General features: G+C 66.5%; 7 protein-coding genes. 3 read left to right on the top strand and 4 right to left on the bottom strand.

Features of this window, described 5'->3' with window-relative positions; translation table 11 throughout:
- The first annotated feature begins 9 nt into the window (after positions 1 to 9).
- The gene (locus HHX41_RS26125; RefSeq protein ID WP_182908104.1) at positions 10 to 642 is read left to right on the top strand and encodes an NYN domain-containing protein; all 633 of its coding nucleotides are present in this window, start codon (positions 10 to 12) and stop codon (positions 640 to 642) included.
- Between the two features lie 626 nt (positions 643 to 1,268).
- Here the strand turns inward: HHX41_RS26125 and HHX41_RS26120 are convergent.
- Genes HHX41_RS26120 through HHX41_RS26110 form a run of 3 tightly spaced genes read right to left on the bottom strand, consistent with a single transcriptional unit; the run spans position 1,269 to position 10,409 of the window.
- Positions 1,269 to 6,578 (bottom strand): hypothetical protein, encoded by a 5,310-nt coding sequence (locus HHX41_RS26120; RefSeq protein WP_182908103.1) that lies wholly within the window; start codon positions 6,576 to 6,578, stop codon positions 1,269 to 1,271.
- A complete protein-coding gene (locus HHX41_RS26115; protein WP_182908102.1) occupies positions 6,575 to 9,379 on the bottom strand; it encodes a DEAD/DEAH box helicase in 2,805 nt (934 codons plus the stop codon). Before HHX41_RS26115 ends, HHX41_RS26120 begins: the two co-directional genes overlap by 4 nt.
- A gap of 10 nt (positions 9,380 to 9,389) precedes the next feature.
- The gene (locus tag HHX41_RS26110; RefSeq protein ID WP_182908101.1) at positions 9,390 to 10,409 is read right to left on the bottom strand and encodes a serine/threonine-protein kinase; all 1,020 of its coding nucleotides are present in this window, start codon (positions 10,407 to 10,409) and stop codon (positions 9,390 to 9,392) included.
- A gap of 566 nt (positions 10,410 to 10,975) precedes the next feature.
- Here HHX41_RS26110 and HHX41_RS26105 point away from each other — a divergent pair.
- Positions 10,976 to 17,206 (top strand): hypothetical protein, encoded by a 6,231-nt coding sequence (locus HHX41_RS26105; protein WP_182908100.1) that lies wholly within the window; start codon positions 10,976 to 10,978, stop codon positions 17,204 to 17,206.
- The gene (locus HHX41_RS26100; protein WP_182908099.1) at positions 17,203 to 19,251 is read left to right on the top strand and encodes an MBL fold metallo-hydrolase; all 2,049 of its coding nucleotides are present in this window, start codon (positions 17,203 to 17,205) and stop codon (positions 19,249 to 19,251) included. The genes HHX41_RS26105 and HHX41_RS26100 overlap by 4 nt, the downstream gene beginning before the upstream one ends.
- A 149-nt stretch (positions 19,252 to 19,400) precedes the next feature.
- Here the strand turns inward: HHX41_RS26100 and HHX41_RS26095 are convergent, their stop codons facing one another.
- Positions 19,401 to 21,275 carry a DUF262 domain-containing protein gene (locus tag HHX41_RS26095; protein WP_182908098.1) on the bottom strand — a complete coding sequence of 625 codons (1,875 nt, stop codon included), beginning with the start codon at positions 21,273 to 21,275 and terminating at the stop codon, positions 19,401 to 19,403.
- Between the last annotated feature and the right edge of the window lie 82 nt (positions 21,276 to 21,357).

The raw sequence follows: 21,357 nt of genomic DNA, 5'->3' as shown, positions 1-21,357 counted from the left end.
ATTTACACAGTGCTTACCAACGTCTACGTTGACGGGTTCAACCTCTACTACGGGTGCCTGCGCGGAACACCGTACAAATGGCTGGACCTCGACGCTCTCGCCCACCGCCTGGTGCGGCAGGGCAGCGTCCACCGGATTCGTTATTTCACCGCGATGGTCACAGCCCGGCCGGACGATCCGGGCGCTCACAAGCGCCAAGACACTTACTTGCGCGCCCTGCTGACGATCCCTCACCTCACCGTTCACTTCGGACGGTTCCAGGAGCGGATCACACGCATGCCGCTGGCCTTCCCGACGCCCGGCAGCCCCCGGACCGTCGAAGTCGTCAAGACCGAGGAGAAGGGTTCGGACGTCAATCTGGCGACATACCTTCTCCTGGATGCCTTCCGGCAAGACTGCGACAGCGCCCTCGTCGTCAGCAACGACGCGGACCTGGCGGAGCCGATCCGGGTGGTCCGTCACGAGCTCGGCATCCCGATCGGGGTGGCCAACCCGTACCCCTACGAGAGGCGCGCCGTCGATCTCATCGCCGCACGCCCCACGTTCCTCAGGCAGATCAACCCGAGCATGCTGAAGGCATGTCAGCTGCCCGACCGGCTCCAGGACGCTCACGGGAAGATCAGACGCCCGGACCGATGGTGAGAAAAACATAGAGCCCCGTCCAACGAACGGGGCTCCGGGCCACCCATCGAAATGAGTGGTGCAGTCGAGAACAGTAAACAGGATCGCCTCCGTGCCCGTCAACTCACTCCCCGTAACACGTGCACTCCCGGCCCCGCCTCGGACCACGAGCGACGCGAGGGCCGGACACGCAACCGTGCCCAGGGACACGAGGACAGCGCGAAGGCCGGGCACCCGATATCCCTCAGTAGTCCCGGCCTCACTTCCACACTCCCAGGGGTGCGGCACAGCCGAGGATGACGTACGCCGCATGACCTGGCAAGCAGATTCCGCCGCCGTCACGAAGGCAAGATCAAAGCGCTGGCCATGCGAGCCGAGCGAGAGACGACCAGGGCCTCGCCCAGTGGGCGAGGCCCACGCCCACCCATCGAGATGAGTGGGGCGACTGAGCCCAGCGAACCGGCGCCCGAGGGTGCATATCAACTCACTCAGAGCAACAGAACCCGGCCCGGCCTTGGTCGGCGGTTGCAGCGCGGGGGCCGGGTGCCCGATTCCATCGGTGGTCCCGGCCCCTGCTTCCGGCACCCACCGGGGGTGCGGCACCGTCAAGGGTGCCGCACCCCGGGTAACCGGGCAAGCGGTTATCGTCACGACGCGCTCTCGCCGCCGTTGGCGGATACGGCCCCCGGCTCCCAGCCGGCCTGCCGGAGCCGCTCGGAGAAGACCGCGTGCGCCTGCCGATACTCCGCTTCCCGGTCGGCCTTATAGAACGGCGCGGTATACCCGTCGGGGACGGGAGCGTTCTCTGGATCCGCCTGATATGCCTCGAATTGCGCCCAGGTTTCTTTGGTCTGGCGTTGCCCAATCGTGCGGGCGTAGCTTGCTAATTTCCACCCCTCGGAATCGAACCATGTAGCCGCCTCGAACTTTTGAAGCACTGGGAAGCGGCCTCGATAGGCCGCGATCAAGGCGTCGACGTCCATACCGAGCCAGACTGCGATCAGGGCGTCGATCTCTACGAGCGCTGAGCGCCGGGCGCGTTCGGTCCGCAGTGGCGTTTCTGCACGCCAATCAGGGGTGACCGCTTGCAATGGCTGCAGATCGGGCCATTCACAGGCCCACGACTCATGCAACCAAGCGGGGTCATACAGCGTGGCCCAGAGATCGGCGTAGGCGTTCGTAAGGCAATTCAGCCGTAGCGTGCGCAGAAGGAGAGCAGATGCTAGGGGATGCTCAGAGGCGGGAGCCGGCATCGCCCGGGCCCCGCTAACGCCGAAATTAGCAGGGCTAGTGATTCTCAAAAAGTAATCTAGAGGAAGCGAGGCCCAGAATCCCGCCACGAGCGCTAGGAGTTTACAATCAGGTAGCGACATGCTGCAAACACCATCGATGTGCGCCGCTCCTGGCGGAATGAGAGCAGCGTAGAGCGCACGTTCACTATTCTGGGAAATCATTCGACGCCAAGCCAGACGGTAGAAGTCTGTGTATCGGCGCCGAGCACGTTCCTCTAGGACTTGATCGATCTTACCCGGGGTGATGTTCCCCTCTCTGACACCATCTGCTGTGAGCTGCCTACGAGCACTCTCAATCATCTCCGGGTCGGAGCGAAGACGCATTAGAGCAGCGTGATCAATCCAATGATCTTGCGCTGCAAGATAGGCAGATTCCCGCCCCTCGACGCATGTGTATGCTGTGTCTGACACGAAATCAGAGGGCAGATTAACTAGATCGATTCCATAAGGGTCGTTGCTGTTAGCATCATGGCGTTTGAAGATGGGAGTCGCAACACCAAGTTGTGTCCCCTTCAAAATCACCTTATTCCACGAGTCCTGCCGCAACTCACGACTAGGCAATACGTCCGACCGATTGTAGTCGATCAGGTGATTCTTTTTCGCTCCGCTCTCATCGTAACCGCGGGTTATCTGCGGCGATAGCGGACCAAGCCGCAGAGGATAGTCAGCTAGAGCAGCGATGGCCGCAGCTTCCGCTTCGCTCACTGGGAAGAGGAGGCGCGCCTGCTCGATGGGCACGCCTTCCTCATTCAGTAACCGCTGCCATACTGAGAGCCTATCCTCGGTAACCCTGATTACTCGCGTCCGGTGCGGCCTGCCATCGAACTCGGCGTTCTGGTACCGAATACCTGGGATTTCACCAGAGCCATCGTGACTGCTCGAGAGAAGCAGAGCTTCCGTGGAAACCAGCCACGAGAGGTGATCGAACTCAATCACCTTCGGGCTTCCATAGATGTGGACGCCAAAATGGGTTGCGTGACCAACCGGCTCCGGAAAGAATCGCTGCCCTGCATTGACGAAATCACCATGGATGCGGAGCCGATGATAGGCCGCCGCACGGAGCTCGCCTTCCTTGTCCCCAGTGAAGTGACTATCGGAGTGAAGAAATCCCGTCGTCCCCTTGGGGGCCCCGTGCGCCCAGACCTGACACATAAACGCCCGGTACAGGTCGGGCTGGGTACCAACGAGCAGGCGATACACCTGCGGAGACCCGAATAAGGAGACCTGTGCGACGATATTCGTCAGCTCACCGAGCACATAGTCCCTGACCGCAGTGCTCGAGAGCAGTTCCTCACGCCGCCGAGACTTCTCAGCTACAGGAGCCTTTTCAGCAAGCTCAAACCACGGTTCAAATTCTGCAAGCACGGCGGACTCGTTCCAGCGAGGCCGCACCCACGGTGGGTTGCCGACTTGGAGATCAAAGCCTCCTTGAGCGAAGACCTGAGCGAACTGGAGTTCCCAGTGGAAGAAGCCGCATTGCTCTGCAATGCCGTTCTCACCCTCAATCTCTTGGAACCAGGGGAAACGCTCCAACATTTTATCGGGGGAATCCATCCGCATCCAAGTGACAATGTCGTCCTCGTGGTGCTCCATCTCGTCCAGGCTGGTGAAGGTAGTGGCCAACCCCTTCTGGGTGCCGGTCTCGCCATAGTCGATGTCCAGGCGTCCGAGCACGGCTTCGGCGAAGTCGAGCCAATCGTTGAGGTCCGTCAGAGCAATCCTTGGGCGGAGGGGTTCCAACACGGCGGCCTTTCTAGCTGCGTTGGCTGCGGCGGTGGCAGCGCGCGCCTCTTTCTGCTCCTTACTGAGGGTCTTCATTGTCGCGGATCTCTGAAGTGCGGCGGCGTGCTCTCCGAGGTCGAGTTGCTCGTCTCCTGCGGTGAACAAGGAGTCGGTAACATAGACTTTTCCGAAGTCAGCCGGTTCCCCGCCCGCCGTGCTCCCCGTGGCTGTAAGGGGCCGGTCCACCGCAAAAGGCACGGGCCGTACTGTCGTGGGCTCCCACGCCCCATACATTGGCTCCGGCTCAGAGACCTCAAGCACCGGTCGGGCGTAGACCTCGTCGGAGCCGTCGAGCAGACCGGCCTTGTCGAGCGGCCAGAACCACAGCGCGCACCAGGCGTCCATGACCTTCTTGAGCCGCCAGTACGGCGTGCCCGGCGCGGTCAGGTCTCCGTACACCTTCTCCTTGGGCACGGCGTCGGCCGGCTGCTCGATCCAGTCGGCGCCCCAGACGTCGATCTTGCGGCTGATCTCCCGCTCGGAGATGGCGAGGCGCTGCCGGACCAGGTCCCACAGGTACTCGGCCCGCTTCGACAACACCTGGAGGCGCTGGAGCTGGCTGAACTTCTGGCCCTGCTTCTTCTTGTCGGAGACACTCCTCTGGATCTGCTTGCGCCAGGCCTTGAGCCGGTTCGCCTGCTCGGGAGCGAGTTCCTTGGCCTCCTTGGCCCCGGCGACCGCGCCCCAGCCCTCGGCGGGGAGCAGGAAGTGGTGCACCTTCCCCGACGGCAGCTGACCCGCCGAGAACGGCAGGTCCTCGGGGGCCTCCTTGAGCCAGCTGCCCTTGGTCAGCGAGGCGGCGCCGTACACCCTGCGGCTCGCGCCGATGAGCGAGTTGCCGCGGCGCAGGTGCAGGCCGAACCAGGGGGCCTGCAGTCCGGGGTGCATGACGTTGAGCCAGAGCGAGACCTCGGCCAGCTCGATGGCGGTCTCGTTGAGGTCGACTCCGTAGGAATTGTGCAGCGCGACGTACGCCTTGACCTTCTGCAGCTCCTCCTCGTACCGCTCGGGGTCGATCGAGACGCCGAGCTCCTGCTGGCGGCGCTTGAGATACTCGGCGGCGACCTGGTTGATGGCCTCGTTGAGGAACGCGCCGCTGCCCAGGGCGGGCTCGCAGATCTTCCACTCCAGGATCTCCCGGGCCGGGGTGACCGTGTCGTCCTGGTCGAGGCGGTGCTGGAGCGCGAGCTGGACGGTGACCCGGGTCAGCGACTCGGGGGTGTAGTAGGAGGCGCTGGTCTCGCGGTCGCGGCCGGCCAGGCGGTAGACGAACATGCCCTCGTGGACACGCTTGTTCTCGACGTTGCCGTCCTCGTCGCTGTTGCGAACAAAGACCTCATCGGGATAATCCTCCGCCTTTGACGCCGGAATCATCCATGAGCCGTCCTTCGGGTCGCCGTTCTTGGCCACCTCGTAGAGATCCTGGTCAGCGATGAACCCGGTGTAGGACATCAGGCCCTCGTACACCGCGCCGAGCTGGTTGATGCCGAGCTGGGCATACGAGATGAAACCGCCGCGTTCCTTCTTGCGCCCCTTGGTGAGCATGAGCTTGCGCAGCACCTTGTAGAGCGTTTCGTTGCGCAGCCGGGTGTCGATGCGCGGCGCGTCCGGGTCGTCCTCGTCCAGGGAGATGGCGTCCCGGCCGATGAGCTTGATCGCCTCGGGCTCGAACAGGTCGGAGCGGAGCGGCTCGAAGCGCAGCCCCTCCCCCTCCGAGCCTTCCGGCTCGGCGCCCAAGCGTGGCCGGTGGCCTCTGTTGACCATTCGGAAGAGCAGGTCGAGCGACTCGTACAGGTGGAAGGAGTTGCGGGCCTCCTCCCCCGTCAGGTCGCGCACCACCAGGTCGCCGAGGCGGGCGAGGCTGTAGCCCTTGACGTAGTCCTCGTCGTCGGTCGGCAGGATGCCCAGCTCGGGGCGGGCCTCGGCGTACAGCAGGAACAGGATCCGGTAGAGGTAGCGCAGCGACTCGCGGCCGAGTTCCTTCGCCAGAGCAGCGGGCTCCATGACGTCCTCGGGCCGCACGCCCTGGGCCCGAATCCGGGCGAGCACCTCGTTGGCGATGAGCTCGACCGAGTCCTTGAGGCCGTCGCGCAGCTCCTTGGACACGCCGACCGCATGGCTACGCGAGCGGTCGAGCAGCTCGACGAGCGGTTCGGAGCCGCCCTCCTCGGGCGGAAGCAGGGAGTCGGCGCCGAACAGGGCGGCGATCGTGCCCAGCTCGGCCTCGTTGCCGCGGCCCAGCGCGACATCGAGGCTGACCGCGAGGTAGCGGCCCTCGCCCCATACGGCGCGGTCGGCGAGCACGACCACGCCGCCGGCGAGGATGAGCACGTAGCGCGGCGGCTCCTCGGAGGTCAGCAGCCAGGTCGCGAGCTTGGTGCCGGAGGTGATCTCCTCGGTGTTGTCCAGCCGGACCGGGGCCAGCAGCCGCCCGGCCTGGTCGTCGTCGAGGGCGGCGTCCACATCGGCGGCCCAGCCGCACTCGATCGCGACCAGGTGCCGGTCGGCGTAGGCGACCTCGACGGCGTGCTCCCTGCCCGCCCGCTCGACGATCAGCTCGCGCGGGGCCGCGACGTAGCCGAGGGCGCGCAACACCTCGCCATGGAGCTCGCCCAGCTCCTTGCGCCACTCGGCGCGCTCGTCCCCCGTCAGCATCTCGTCGTCGCGCAGCCGCGCGTTCAGCTCGGCGAAGTACGGCCGGTCGGCGAAGTAGGGCTTGGACAGGGCGCGCAGCCCCTTGCGCGGGGTAGTGCGCCCGGCCTTCTCCTCCTCGCTCCAGCGGGCGAACATACCGCCGGATTTCTTGAGGTCCTTGGGCAGCACCTCGGCCAAGTAGTGGGCCGAGAAGTAGTCGCCGCGGTTGACCAGCGAGTCGAAGCTCATCGGTGTCCGTCCTGTCTCACTGCGCCCGAGTCCGGCGCCTCGGGAACGAGTACGGCGAGGACCCGCAGCAGCGGCTCCCCTGTGATCTTGAGGGAGTCGAGCAGGCGCTGCTGCCGCTCGACGGTCTCGCGGACGCGCTGCTCCTTGCGCCCGCGCTGGGAGGCGTGCACGCCGTCGAGGGTGAGCTGCTGCCACTCACCGAGCCGGTTGCGGTAGGAGTCGAGCGGCTCCACGACCTTCTTCTCGTAGGCCGAGCGGCGCTCCTCCAGGTGGGCGCGAGCGGTGGCGACGGCCTGGGGCACCCGCTCCTGAAGCGGCCCGAGGTCGATGGCCCGGCCCGTGTTGATCATGTCGGGGCCGACGCGGGCCGCGACGAGCACGTCGGTCATCTTCCGGTCGAGCACACCCGCGGGGGTGACGGCCATCCATTCGACGACGGTCGGCTGCCCGAGGCGGTTGGAGTAGATGCCCTGGATGAGGAAGGTCGGCTCGTCGACCTGGGCGGTAATGACCGGCGCCTTCTGGCGACCGAGCCGTACGAGGACCTTGTCGGTCACCCAGTCGACCATCGGGTGCAGGTCGGAGAGGTAGGCGATCTCCGGCCACATCGTCTTCGTCCTGCGCGCCTCGTCGAGCTTCCGCTGGGCCTCCTTGCGGTCGAAGGTGGCCTTCATCCGCCTGCGCACGTCGTGGGTGCGCAGGTAGTCGGCGGGCAGCGCGGACAGGCGGTGGGCGAGGTCCGGCGGCGGCTCGAAGGCGAGCATCACGCCGTCGTCCTCCAGGTCCTTGAGTAGCCCGAGCGTGTCGACGGCCTCCTTCACGAACGCCTCCGAGCCGTCGAAGAGCCGGGGCACGTCCGCGCGGAGCGGGTCGGCGCCCGTGACACCGCCGTCGACCGATCCGAACAGGCCGGCGAAGGCGAAGGGGTCATCGGCGTTGTGCTCGGTGAGGGACTCCTCCACGCTCTTGCCGGCGAGCAGGTCCTGGATGAGGCGGCGCTCCTCGCGTTCGGCGCGGTACTCGCCGGTGACGGCCTCCGCCGTCCCCAGGGTGCGGTGCGCCGTCTCCTCCTTCTCCAGGAGCTTCTCGGCGACGGCCCGGTCGTCCTTGGCGCCCTCGACCTCGGAGGTGAGGATGAGCGCCCGGAACTGCGGCTGCCGCGTCTGGCCGTAGCGGTCGATGCGGCCGTTGCGCTGCTCGATCCGGATGAGGCTCCACGGCACGTCGTAGTGGACCAGGTGATGGCACTGCCGGTGGAGGTTGACGCCCTCGGAGGTCACGTCGGTGGTCACTAGCAGGCGTACGGGGGCGTCGGAGAGCCCGAAACGCTCGATGATCTCCTGCTGCTGCTGGTCGGACATGCCGTTGCCGAGCATCATCTCGACCTCGCCCTTGCTGGTCAGGCCGAGCCGCTTGGGCAGGACCTCGGCCAGCCACCTGACCGTCTCGACGCTCTCGGAGAAGACCACGGCCCGGGTCTCGCCGCCGTGCCGTACGCCGATCTCGTCGCGGAGCAGGCGGACGAGGGCGTCGAGCTTGGCGGAGTCGTCATCGCTGATCTGCGCGGTCAGGTCCGCGAGGGTCTTCAGCGCGTCGATCTCCCGGGGCTCCTTGGCGTTCTTCAGCCGGTTGCCGACCGTCTTGGCCAGCGCCCTGTGCGAGGAGAGGAACGCCTTGAGCAGCGTGTAGGGGAAGAGCCGGTTCTTGCCGTCGACGACAGGACCACCGACGCGCTGATCCCCCGCGAGCCAGACCTGGGTGAGCTCCTCGAAGACCTTCTCCTCGGCGGGGGTGGCGGCGCAGCGCACCGGGACGGAGGGACCACGCTCGGGCCACTTCGTGCCCATCTGGTCGCGCACCTCGGGACTGATCTTCGTACGGCGGATGTAGAGGTGTTCGATGTCCTTGGCGGAGTAGCTGTGGTCGTCGGCGATCGCGGCGGGGTCCAGCATGCGGATCAGCTCGGCGAACGACTCACTGTTGCCGTTGTGCGGGGTGGCGCTGGCCAGCAGCAGCGCGTCCGTACGGCGGGCCAGCAGCCTAGCTAGCTTGTTGCGCAGGCTGGTCTCGCCGATCAGATTGTGCGACTCGTCGATCACGACCGCGTCCCAGTCCATCTTCTCCAGGTGCTGGCCGTACTTGCCCTCGTTCTTGAGGGTGTCGATGGAGACGATGATCCGCTTGTAGTAGGTGAACGGGTTGCGACCCGCGGGGATTTCCCGCTGGATACGCTCGATGCCAACGGAGTCGAGGCGGATCAGCGGGATGGCGAAGCGGGTCCACAGCTCGTGCTGGAACTGCTCCAGCACCTGCTGCGGAGTGACGACGAGGATGCGCTCGCCCCGGCCGCGACGAATGAGCTCGGCGAGGACGAGGCCGATCTCCAGGGTCTTGCCGAGGCCGACCACGTCGGCGATGAGGATGCGCGGGCGCAGGCCCTTCAGCGCGAGCTCGGCGGGCCGCCGCTGGTAGGGCAGCGGATCGAGGAGGAAGCGGTCGGCGAACGCGAGGCCCTTCTCCGTCTGCGGGAGCGGGGTCCGGCGCAGGACGGCCTCGATGAACAGGCGGCTCTGCGCGAAGCGCGGGGTCATGTCCTGCTCCAGGACGGTCTCCTCGGGCTTGAGCAGGCTCACCTCGTCGAGGTCGGTGAAGAAGACCGCGTCCTCGTCGCGGACGAACTCCGATGCGCCCACCGCCGTGATCTTGTAGCCGCCCGTGGCGAGCTGCGCACAGGTCCGGACGATCCACTCGGCGTCCCGGACTTCGATCCGGGCGCCGGGCGGGAAGGAGGTCTCGGTCACGGTTCTCCTCTTAGAAACGGGCGCCGACGGCGTACGCGCCGCGGAGACGGTCGGCGAGCTTCGCGACCACCGAGCCGGGCACGACGACCTCGGAGAGGTCGCGGCGGCGCGGCCGAGCCGGCGGAGTGGGGTCCTGCGGGTCGCTGTCCCGCTCGACGTACGTGGCGACGGCGAAGCGTCGTACGGCCACCGGCAGCGTAACCCCGCCCGAGGTCGCCACCTCCTTGAGCCGCTCGTACGTCTCGGGGACGGTGGGGCGGTCGGCGGGATCCTGGGCGAGCATCGCGGTGATGAGCGGCGCGAACTCCTCCGGGACGCCGGCGAGGTCGGGCTTCACATCGGCACTGATGATGTTCATGAACAGCGCCGCGACCGTCTTGCCGTCATAGGGGTAGTGCTTGGCCAGCGCGAACATCAGCGTCGCGCCGAGTGAGTAGACGTCGGTGGCGGCGGTCACCTGCTTGGGAGTGTTGGCCTGCTCGGGTGACATACAGGCGGGCGTGCCGAGCGTCGAGGCGGTCGTGGTCAGGTCGGTCGGGCCGTCGACGAGGGCCACCAGACCCAGGTCGATGACCTTCGCCCCGTCCCTGCCGAGCAGGATGTTGCCAGGCTTGAGATCACGGTGCAGGAGGCCGGCCGCGTGAATATCGCCCAGCGCGGAGGCCAGCAGGACACCGAGCGTCGCGGCGTGCTCGCCGTCGAGCGGGCCACAGGTCTCGACGAACTCCTTCAGGCTCAGGCCCCGGACGTACTCCACCGCGAGCCAGGGCCTCTCCTCGCCCTCGCCGGATGCGTCCACCAGAGCGGCGACGTGCGGCCCCTGCACAGTTCGTAACGCGTCAATCTCGCGGGCGAACCGGGCGCGCGCCTCGGTGTGGCCCAGTAGGTCCTCACGAATGATCTTCACTGCGACCTGCTCGTAGTCGTCGGTGAGGCCATAGAAGACCCGGCCCATTCCTCCGGCGCCGAGCCGTCCGCGCAGGGTGATACCACCGATCCGCTGGGGGTCGGAACGGTCCAGGAGTTCCATGCTCACCTGCCTCTACGGCGACGTCGGGGGTAACGCACCGCACTCAAGATATGCGGCCTGACTCTCCAAGATGCTCGTTCCGATCTCAAGGAGATCACGCCTCACACTTTCACCTGCGCCCCGCAACAGTAGCCGGTTACCATCACGGGGTCTACATGATTGCGCCTGTGAACCCAAGTAACAGTTAGATGGCCGAGCGATTGCTGTCGACATTCTCTCATCAGAATCCTGAGCTAGCCCGATTCATGAGGTTCAACCGCTTCTATGCGATTGAATCCCATTTGTCCCTGAAGTGAGTTATCCTTGTGAACTCACTTCACTGTTGTAAGTCGGCTTCTCTTGGGATATGGTCCGTTCGTCACCGACGAGCCCGGCACGCTCATCCGTTACCGAGAAGGACCGGTCATCCCTGCGCGGCCCATGCCCCAGCCGCTCTTGCTCGGACTCGACGGTACTGATCGGCATTTCTCCGTGTACGGACTGTTCGCGCCCCACCAACGAAGAAGGGGGACACTGTGCGGCAACTCTGCATCGAGAAGGGCCCGCATGACCGGCACCCGGCGCCTGTGGGCGAAGTCAGCGCCCTGGCCGCGTTCGAACACGTCGGCCTGATCGTGGCGGAGGCGGCGGCCCGTGTGACCCCGGACGACCTGATGGTGGTCCGGCACTATCCGCCACCGGTCCGCAGAAGGGTCCTGAGCTATGTCAAGCTCGGCGACGTACGCTCGATACCCCGGTCGGCGGCCATCGGTCTCACCCGCATCCTTCACGAAACAGACGGGAAGCTGCGGACCTCCCTCGCCTGCGCCCTGAGCACCCCCTTCCTTCTCGGCTTCGATAACCACGACGAGTTATCCGCGGACGAGTGCGCTCGCCTGCTCCACTCCGGTCAGGCCACCGACGTTCTCTCCAACGCCCCTGTGCTCGCCGCGACACTGACCAGTGCCAAGGGTCTTACCGAGAGCATGGTCGACCTCGTGCTCGCAGACGTCTACTGGCACGACCTGCCGTTGTCCGCAGTGGCGCTCGGGCTCCTCATGGGCTCCACTGAGCGGATGGGTGTCGCCGCTGCGGACGCGGTCCGCTCCGCCTGGCGGGAGCTCCGCACCGGTTATCCCACGCTCCCGGAGGAGCCGATCGCATTCTCCGAGCTCCGGGAGGCCGCCCTGTCCCTGTCGTCCACTGGATCGCTCCAGGCGTCTTATACCGAGGAGTCTCATGCTGGAGAGGAAGAGATGACCTCGGTTACCCGGGAACCCCTTGACGACGATCAGCGGCCCTCCAGATCGACCCTGCGGGCGGAACTCGAACTTCTTCGCCGGACGCTTGAGGATGCGGCAACCGCCGCCGAGCGGGTACGGCAGGCGTTCGCGGACGCCGGACGGCCTTTTGCCGAGGATGTCGAGGCGATCCTGCGGGGCGTCCGAGAGTTCGACGGGCTCCGGGGCAGACTCGAGGTTGTTCGCGGCTCCGCACTCTCCGGCACGACCGCCGAGGCGCTCCAGCACGAAATCGTCCAGCTCGAGTCCGAGGACTACCGGCGCAGGAGGATCCTCGCGCTGGCCCACGTCAACGGCCCATCGAATCTCGAAGACCTTCTCCAGGAGGTCCGCGAGGCCGCCACAGCAGAGAGCCCAGTCCTGGAGATCCTGGCGGAACTCATCAGCCTGGCTGACGACCCCGACGCCCTTGACAGGATCGACGAGCTGCAGGAACGATTCCGCCAGGAGGCACCCCCCGGATGGCGCAAGCTGGGCGCGGCCGCGGTTCGAGGTTCGCTGACAGTTCCCGATGATGCCGGCGTGCCCCTGCCCGCTCCGCTGCACGACGGGATGCCTGCAGAGAACGACGGCGGCGCGACTACCCCGTCGGATGACGCATCCTCTGACGACTCCACAGGCGGTGGCTCGGTGGACGAGAATCCGGCAGGAGAGGACGATGGGGGTGTCGCTCCTGCGACGGACGAGCCGCAGGCACCCTCCTCACCATCCGCCGCGGATGCTCCACCCGTTCCGGCGGACGTGAGCCGGCACGCCGACCTGGACGAGCTCGCCGACCTGGACGCCTTCATCGAGAGTACGGCGCAGCCGGTGAAGGACAAGCCGACGCGTCCGCTGAAGGCGCGTGAGGCCGCGCCGCAGGAACGCGTCCCGCCGTCGGACACAGAAGTGCATGAGGCGGGCGCGGACGACAGGTCCGAGTTGGAACCGGCCCGGCCGACCGGCTCCCTAGCGACCAGCGGCGCCGCGGAGCTCACCGGTGGCGTGGGCCTCACCGGCTCCGCCGCCGAGGCAGAGGCGGCCGCGCTCCGTGCTGGGCGCTTCGGGTTGGCGGCGTGGCTGCGTGAGGCTGCGGACAGACCCTCCGCGGAGGTGAGCGCGCGGCGGTGTGCCGCTATATCCGCCGAGACGAGCGAGTTCGCCGGGCGGCTGTCGGCCGCCTTCACGGAGTCCGCTGTGAACGTGACCGTGAAGGCCCTTGGCGACGACGTGCCCGGTCAGTTGCTGGCCTGGGCAGCGGCGCTGCGCAGCGGCCTGGTTCACCCGACCCCGGAGGCGACTCGCCTGCTGGACGAGCTGTCGCCGGCGCTGGCGCCGTACCCTGGTCTGACGGCGTACGGTGAGGCGTTCGGCCGGATGGCGAAGGCCGGGGCCTATCTGGTGTCCGGACTGTCGGGGCGGATGCACGACGCCTCGCGGGCGGACGGAATCCGGGAGCAGGCTTCTGCCGCCGCAGCCAGGTTCCTGGACGAGGGCCCATCCCAGAAGATCAAGTACGCTCTGGCCACGGATGTCTGGAAGACCCTGATCCAGGATGACTCGTCGGGTCCGGGGAGACTACTGGCGATCGCGGCCCGCGACAACGCGTCGCTGGCGCGCGAGGTCGAACAGGAACTCGACAAGCTCCGGACCGGAGAGGCGATCGACCGGCTGATCGACGAGACGGCCAAGGCCCGCGCTTCCCGCAGAGGGGCTGACCGCATTCACTCCGGCGCCAGGGCCAAACTGATCGAGAAAATCGACAAGTCTCTCGACCTCGTGGCGAACTGGGTGGCCGCGGTACGCGAGGTGCAGTCGCTGCAGACGGACGCGTCCGGCGTCTCCTGGGTCGTCCGGCACCTGGACGAACTTCGCGCGACCGTGCAGGGCTACCGGACGCGGGTCGAGGAGGAGATCGCTGCCTTGGCGATGTCCTCCGACCCGCTCGTCGCCGCGGCGGCGAGCGGTGTCTCACGGCTGGTGCATGACACCCTGGGCCTGCTGGACGGCGAGCCGCTCTCCCAGCCGGAGCCCTTGATCACACACCTCCTCAACGGCGACCTACTCCTCTCCCCCACGATCGACTTCGACGCCGACACCGTCGCGCCTCGGGCCCGGCCTACGCTGGAAGGCCTGCTCCCCCTCTGCACCGCCGGCGAGCGCGACTGGCGGACGGCCTTCGAGGAACGCGCCGGGAACGGCGACCACCGGGGAACGCGAGCCCTCCTCTCGGTCCTGGCTCAGCAGGACCACAAGCTCCACACCGAGCTCCGCCAGCGTAGGGACAAGCTGGTCAACGAGGCCCGGCACGAGCGTGACGATCGCATCGACGAGCTCCAGGACCGCATCGCGGAGTGGCGCCGGGCGGGAGTGCTCCCTGAGGTGACCGCCACCCGCTTCTCCGCTCTGCTCCAGGCTCTCGGTAGCACCGAGCGGGACGACTTCGACCTGATTACGCGCGAGCTGGACGCGTTGGAGCGGGAGGTCGCCCACGTCCGCGACGAACAGATCACCGCGGAGCTGGCCGCACTGGCCGCCCTGAGCGCCGAGAACGCCGATGTCGCCGACGTCCAAGAACGCATCAGGACCTACATCGAGGACGGTGACCTGACCACCGCCCGTGAGTTCATGGCGCAGGCGAAAAGCGGCAAGCGGCTGCCCGAGATATCGGACACGGTCGACCACCTGAAGCGGTTCTTCCCGCACTTTCCACAGGCCTTCGAAACCATGTCCGCTCGGCTGCCGGCCAGGCAGAAGGGTCAGGAAGGAGCGGAGTGGTTGCAACGGCTCAAGGACGCGCTCCGTACCGGCCAGGAGATCGATGAGCCTGAGCTGGGTCTCCTCCTGCACCGCACCGGGCTGTCGATCTCTGGCATTCCCCGCACCCGGCGCGCCGTGGCGGGAGAGGGCCTGCGTCTGTGGCACGCCCTGTCCCAGGGGCCGAAGGGGGCGGGCAACCTCAGGTCCGCCGTCACCGCGGTTCTGCAGGTTATCGGCCTGGAGGGCGAGCAGGGAGCCTCTCGTGAAGAACGAGACCGGCTCTGGATCACGTTGGACAAGGTGCGCACGATCGTCGATCCGCAACTGCCGGCCTTCGGTTCCCGGATGAGCCCGTCAGGTGACCGGCTCCAGCTCCTGCTGGTATGGCGACCGCCGGGACCGCAGCAGGTCATCGAGTGGCTGAAGGAGCAGCCGGCGGACCAGACGGTCCTCGTCCTCTACTTCGGTGTGCTCACCATGGAGCAGCGCCGGCAACTGGCCGCCGTGAGCCGCAGGCGTCCGACACCGATCGCGGCGTTCCTGGACGACGCCGCGATCAGTTACCTCGCCTGTCTGCCCGACGCGGACTGGAGCACGACGGTGAACCTGCTGGCCCCGTTCACCGCCACCAATCCGTACGCCCCCACGGGAGACGTGCCAGAGGAGATGTTCTACGGGCGCTTGGACCAGTGGCAGGAGGTGATCAGCCGGGCCGGATCTTCCTTCGTGTACGGCGGGCGGCAGCTCGGCAAGTCCGCGCTACTGCGCAAGGCCGAGCGGTACATCCGCAAGACCGACCCGAACCGGTTGGTCATCTCCGAGGTCATCCAGAACATCGGCAAGGTCGAATCCGTCGCCGCGTTATGGCGGACGCTCGCCGACCGGCTCACGCAGGCCGAGGTTCTGCCGCAGCGATCGGCGCCCCCGGCCGATCCGGAGGAGATCTGCCGGGGGGTGAAGGAGTGGATTGAGGCCGATCCCGCGCGGCAACTGCTGATCCTGCTGGACGAAGCCGACGAGTTCCTCAACGCGGACGCGAGGGACGCCTCCTTCAGCAATGTCATCGCGCTGCGCAACCTGATGAACGAGACGGACGGCCGCGTCAAGGTCGTCTTCGCCGGCCTGCACCAGACGGCCCGGTTCGAGAGCCTGTCCAACCAGCCTCTCGCCCATCTGGGAACGCCCATCGCGGTCGGTCCGCTCGATCCGCAGGACGCCTACAATCTGCTGACCAAGCCCCTGGAGGCGCTCGGTTTCAGGTTCTCCCCCCGCCTGGGGGCGCGTGTCATCGCGGAGGCGAACAACGCTCCGGCCCTCATTCAGCTGTTCGCCGACGCCCTGCTGACCCGGTTGCGCCGGATTTCAGCGACGCACATGGCGCTGCCGTACGAAATCACGCGGGAGGACGTGGACGCGGTCTGGCGAGACAGCAAACTGGCGCGTGGCTTCCGCGACCGCTTCGAGTGGACCCTGAACCTGGACAAGCGATACAAGGTCATCGCCTACACCGTCGCGTTCCACGCGCTCGACGAGAGCGGGGTCGGCGAGCTGACAGCGAGCCAACTGCGGGCGGACTGCCTGGAGTGGTGGCCGCACGGATTCAAGGACTCGACCAGCGACGGATTCCGTGGGCTGCTGGAAGAGTGTGTCAACCTCGGTGTCCTCGCCGCCGACGGCGAACGCTACCGGCTGCGCACTCCGCACATCCTCAACCTGCTCGGCGGCGCCGACGAGGTGGAGGCCGTGCTCGGGCAGGCCGAGACGTTCGAGCGGCCCGAGGAGTTCGACGCACAGTCCTACCGCGACGCCTACAAGGAGCACGGCGAGCGGTCCCCCCTGACCGGTAGTCAGGTGACAAGGGTGCTCGGTCATCGCAACGTGCTGCACCTGATCGCCGGTTCACCGGCCTTGCAGATCGACCGGGTGGCCGCTGCCCTGGAGGAGACCGCCTCTCGGCACAAGCAGGCCCGGACACTGCGGGTCGGGGCGGACGGTCTCACTCTGGAAGGGGCGTTACAGCGCGCCGAGCAGAGCTCCGGCCACGACATCGTGATCGTCGACCTGACGGGGCAGCAGCCCAGGAAGGCGGCCACCATCCCGCGGAGGGCGGCCAAGGCGATCTCCGCCCCGACCAAGGGGACACGATCCATCGCCCTGGTCGCGCCGCCCGAGCACGCCTCGGAATGGCTCTCGGCGGGTCGCGGGGCCGAGCCGGAAGACGACAGCCTCGGCGGCCTGACCGGCGTCGCAGAGTTGATTGAACTCCAGCGCTTCAACCATGCCGCTGTCCGGCAGTGGATGCACGAGGTCGGACTCGGCTTCCAGGACAGGTCGAGCCAGGACGCACTGCTGCGCACCACCGGTGGCTGGCCGCTGCTGATCAGCAAGGTGGTCCAGACGCTCACCGCCGGCGACCCTGACCCCGAACACGCTCTGGAGCGCTGCCGGAGACACCTGGAGGAGGTCCCGGAGGAGTTCGTCCGGTCGACCGGTGTGCTCTCCGGCTCGGCGCTCAGCTCCGCATGGCAGACGCTGGTGGAGATCCTCGACACGGCGGAGAGCCCCGAGACGCTCTCCGACCTCCTTACTTCGATCGGGAGCGACGGGGACGACCACCCTCTGTCGGAGGCCAATCTCCAGGAGGAGGGCTTTATCTCGACGGCGGACCTGGTGGAGGTGCTCCGGATTCTCGGTGCGCTGGTCCCTCAGGACGACGGGACGCTGAGGCCGGAGCCCGTCCTTCTGAAGGCCACCCAGCGAATGGGGCTGTCCCGATGACGGACCTTCTCCTGCCGATCCTCCACGCGGCGGCGGAGGTGATGCTTTCCCGGCCGGCTCTGGCCGGGAGAGAATACGATGCGGGATGTTTCGCCACCGAACATCGCGAGGTGATCGTCGATGCACTCGTCCGGGTTCCGGCTCTGCGTGCGAGACTCCGGCGTGACCTGCTGATCGACCGCGACCAGCCGAATCTGCGGGCGGTCGCCACCCTGCTCCTGTCTCCTGACAGCGACGTCGTCCGCGCCGGCCTGCGCCTCGCTGAGCAGTTGTCCAGGCAGGAGGACGCTCGCCGCACTCTACGCAAACGCCACCAGGAGAAGATTGATGATCTTCGTGGCAGACTTGAGGTGGCCAGAGGGAGGCACGAGCACGCCGACAAAGCCCTTCAAAACACCAAGGGCGCGCTCGCCGACGCGGAAAAGCGCGCGGAGGAGCTGGACACCCAGGTGGCGGCCTTACAGCGGCGACTGCACGACCACCGAATCCTGGCGTCCACCCTGTTGGCGGTCCTCCAGCAGACTCCCGACACAGTCGACGGGGGACCGGAGACCCGGGACCCACGCAACCTCCGCGCCGAACCAAAGGCGCGGTCAGAGCCTCCGCTTGTTCTCGCGGCCCAGACAGCTGGTATCGCGCCGGAGGCTCTCGCAGCGGCGCTTCAGGCAATTGTTACGCCTCCACAGCCAGTGCCGGCGCCTCCTCGGGTGACCGTCAGCGGAGAACGTCACCTTCGCGTTCAACCGCTGGGAGGCGCTGACGAGATCGGCGGTTCCTGCGTACTCGTCGAGGCAGGTACGACCCGCCTGCTGGTCGACGCCGGACTACGGCCCGGCGATCCGGCGCTTCCGCCGCGCGACATCGAACAGGCTCTTACAGGGCCGGTTCATGCCGTCGTGGTCACGCACGCCCACACCGACCACTGCGGTTACGTCCCCGCCCTGGTCGAACGCCTTCCAAATCTGCGGATCATGGCCACTCCGGAGACGACCGAGTTGATGCCCCGAATGTGGGCCGACTCGACCAAGCTCATGAGCGAGCGGGAGCGGCTCCACCGCCGATGGGGCGCGGACAGCGAAGTCCTGTACCGGCGCGATGCGGTCGAGGCGGCCGTACAGCGATGTGAGGAAGTCCCTTTTGGCACCGTAGTCAGGATTGGCGACCTCACTGTGGAGCTGTTCCCGGCTGGCCACATTCTCGGTGCTGCGGGAGTCGTCGTGCAGGCCGGTGGCGAACGTGTTGTCATCACCGGTGATATCTCCGGCTTTCGTCAAGAGACTGTGGACGGTTACTCCGTCCCGGACTCGGCACGCGAGGCGGATCTCCTCGTCATGGAGTCCACCTGCTGCGCGGAGGACCACGACTCCCGGGAGACCCGCGTCAGGGACTTGGTCCGGGCCATTGAGGAGGTGTACACGACCGGCGGGCGCGTGCTCATCCCGGCCTTCGCACTGGGGCGGGCGCAGGAACTCGCCATGATCATGCGCAAGCACCTTCCGCACGTGCCCGTGCTGCTCGACGGGATGGCAGCCGATGTAACGTCGTCGTTCGAGCGCATCACAGCGGACCGGCCGTCTCCTCTGTGCATCTTCGGCGACAGCGTGGCCCGCGCGCAGCGTCCCGGTGACCTGGACCTGTTCACCTCTGGTGTCGTGATTACGACGTCGGGCATGCTCACCGGAGGCCCTGCGGTCCAGTGGGCTGCCCGGATCCTGCCGGAGCCCCGCAGTGCACTGTTCCTTTCCGGTTACCAGGACGAGGAGTCTGCTGGCGCCAGGCTGCTCAGACTCGTCGAGGAGCAGGCATCGCACCTGTCCGTCAACGATCACGGTGCGGTGAAGGAAATCCCACTGCGCGCCCGTGTTGAGATGATGCGCCTGTCCGCCCACGCCGACAGACGAGGACTCCTCGACATCGCCAGCGAGGTGGGAGCCCGCGAGGTGATGCTTGTTCACGGCCTACGCCACCGCCAGCGGGACTTCGCCAAGGTTCTGGAGGTCCGGGGCCACAGTTTGGCGACGACCGGCCGGTGGGGCAGCGACTGACGCGCGGCCTCTACCCACGCGGCGAACCGATCGAGGACTGTGACCACCGCGGGTCCAGGTCCGACCAGCGGCATATCTCCGATTTATGACCAATATTGAGCAATGGTAGACACTGAGGAGCGAGGCGGAGGCGGTACCGTTTGCTGCCCCTACGATGAGAGTTGCTCATCGCCATAGGGCCCCTCCTCATCTGGGACGACGGCGATGTCGGCAGCGTCGAACCGGTCTGCGGACTCCTGCATCTCGCCCTCGGAAGCGTCCCGTTGCACGGTCTTGCCCATGGCCTTCTCCACCAGCTTGACGAGTGCTTCACGCCGCGCCACGAAGAAGGCGTCGAAATCGTCCGCGCGCATCGCCTTCGGATCGCAGCGGTGCGACGAGATCAAGGAATCCAGCTTGTCGGAAGATATGCCGGCGGCCCTCTCGATGGCGACCATGTACTTCGACGGTGCGACGCCCCCGATCTTGCGATTGGTGGCCGCGGACAGCGGTGTCTTGTTGACGATGCTTTCGCGGCGCTCGTCCTCGACGCCGTGGTCGAGGCACCACTTGTAGGGGAAGATGTGATGAATGTCGACGTTCATGTCGACGTACTGGACCTTGTCGAACCTCTTGTCGTACATCCAGTCCGCCGCGTCGTCTGCGATGACGAGTGCGTGGATGCCCTTGTACGCCGCCGCCCCTCGCGTCCGCAGCGAGTGCAGCCGGGACTCCACGAACGCCGCGTCCTGAATCGTGCGTGGCACCACAGCGCCGTCCTTGCCGCACGCCCAGTCCGGCACCTGCTCCAGGTCCCGGACGAATCGAGTCTCGTTGGCGCTGCCGTAGAGCTCGCCCAGGACGCCGCACCAGTACCACTGGGCGATCCGTTCACGGACCCCGTGGAGATCGATGGAGTCGCCCAACACGACCCGCAGCGCCGCCATCGGCACGAGCTGTTTGGCGTACGGAACCGACCGCTGATCGAAGATATGCAGATCCGCGAGGAATGTGGCCGCCCAGACAAAGCCCGTGCGCAGCGGCTCCACCCATTCCAGGTACTCAGTGAGCTGAAGCTTGAGGACGTCCTCACGCTTGGCCGACACGGCCGGCGGGCGGTCAGAAGTGTCGGCGTGATTGCGCTTCAGCGTCGCGAGCATCGTGACCGCTTGAAGGAAGTCGGTGTTCTCCACGGCATGCAACACCGGATGCGAAGCGAAGACCTCCTGAGTCTTCAGCCAGTCTTCGTTGAGGCGGAAGTCCTCGCCGTGCTGGTCGTAGTAGTCCTTGTCACCGGCGAAGGTCGCGGTGAGCAGCTCGAACACGTTGAGGGTCAGGCCACCTGTGTTGACCTTTTCGAATACGGTGGCCACCGCCGACTTGCTTGTCTTCACGTCCAACTCGATGGCCGGAATGTTGTACGTCGCCGCCGGCTGCACAATTTCTGCCATGAACTCCGGTATCAGAGAGGTGTCGGGCAGCAACATGAGCCAGGTCGCCGCCTGCAGCGGATCGTACAGAAGGCGGAAGGGGAAGTAGCCCGCAGTCCTCTCCTTGTCCTCGTCCGAGAGATCGAGCACGACGTCCTTGCCGAAGTTGGTGCGCACCACGCCGTCGCCGGGCACCGAGATGACGGCCTCGTCGATGCGGTCCTCGCCTTGCAGAGCGAGCCTGATGTCGATGTAGTAGCGGCGGTCCATGAGCTTGCCACGGCTGTCCTTGGTGGACACGACGCCGTCCCCGGTCAGCGCCTGGGTCAGCGACGTCAGTCGCTGCTGCCCGTCCAGGAGCAAGGACCCCGCCTCGGTACCGGCGGGAAGCTCCACACCTTCGATCGGACGCGGCTTGAACCGGATCTGGTCGTTTCCGGTCTTGAGCAGCATCACCACCCCCATGGGGTGTCTCTGCAGGACCGTGACGAGCAACTGGCGGATCCGCTCGTCCTCCCACTTGTAGCCACGCTGGAAGTCAGGCAGCTGAATTGCCCCGCTGGTGGTCCAATTCAGATAGTCGGCCAGCCTATAGAGCGGCGTCTGGAACCCCATTAATTCTCGTCCTCCGGGTGATCAACGTCGCCCGGCACCTTCTCCAGCCGGGCGGTCTGGGCTACGTCGGCCACATCGCCCC

Source organism: Microbispora sp. H13382 (assembly GCF_014161445.1).
Lineage (GTDB): Bacteria > Actinomycetota > Actinomycetes > Streptosporangiales > Streptosporangiaceae > Microbispora.
This window is presented reverse-complemented; position numbering and strand designations above follow the sequence as displayed.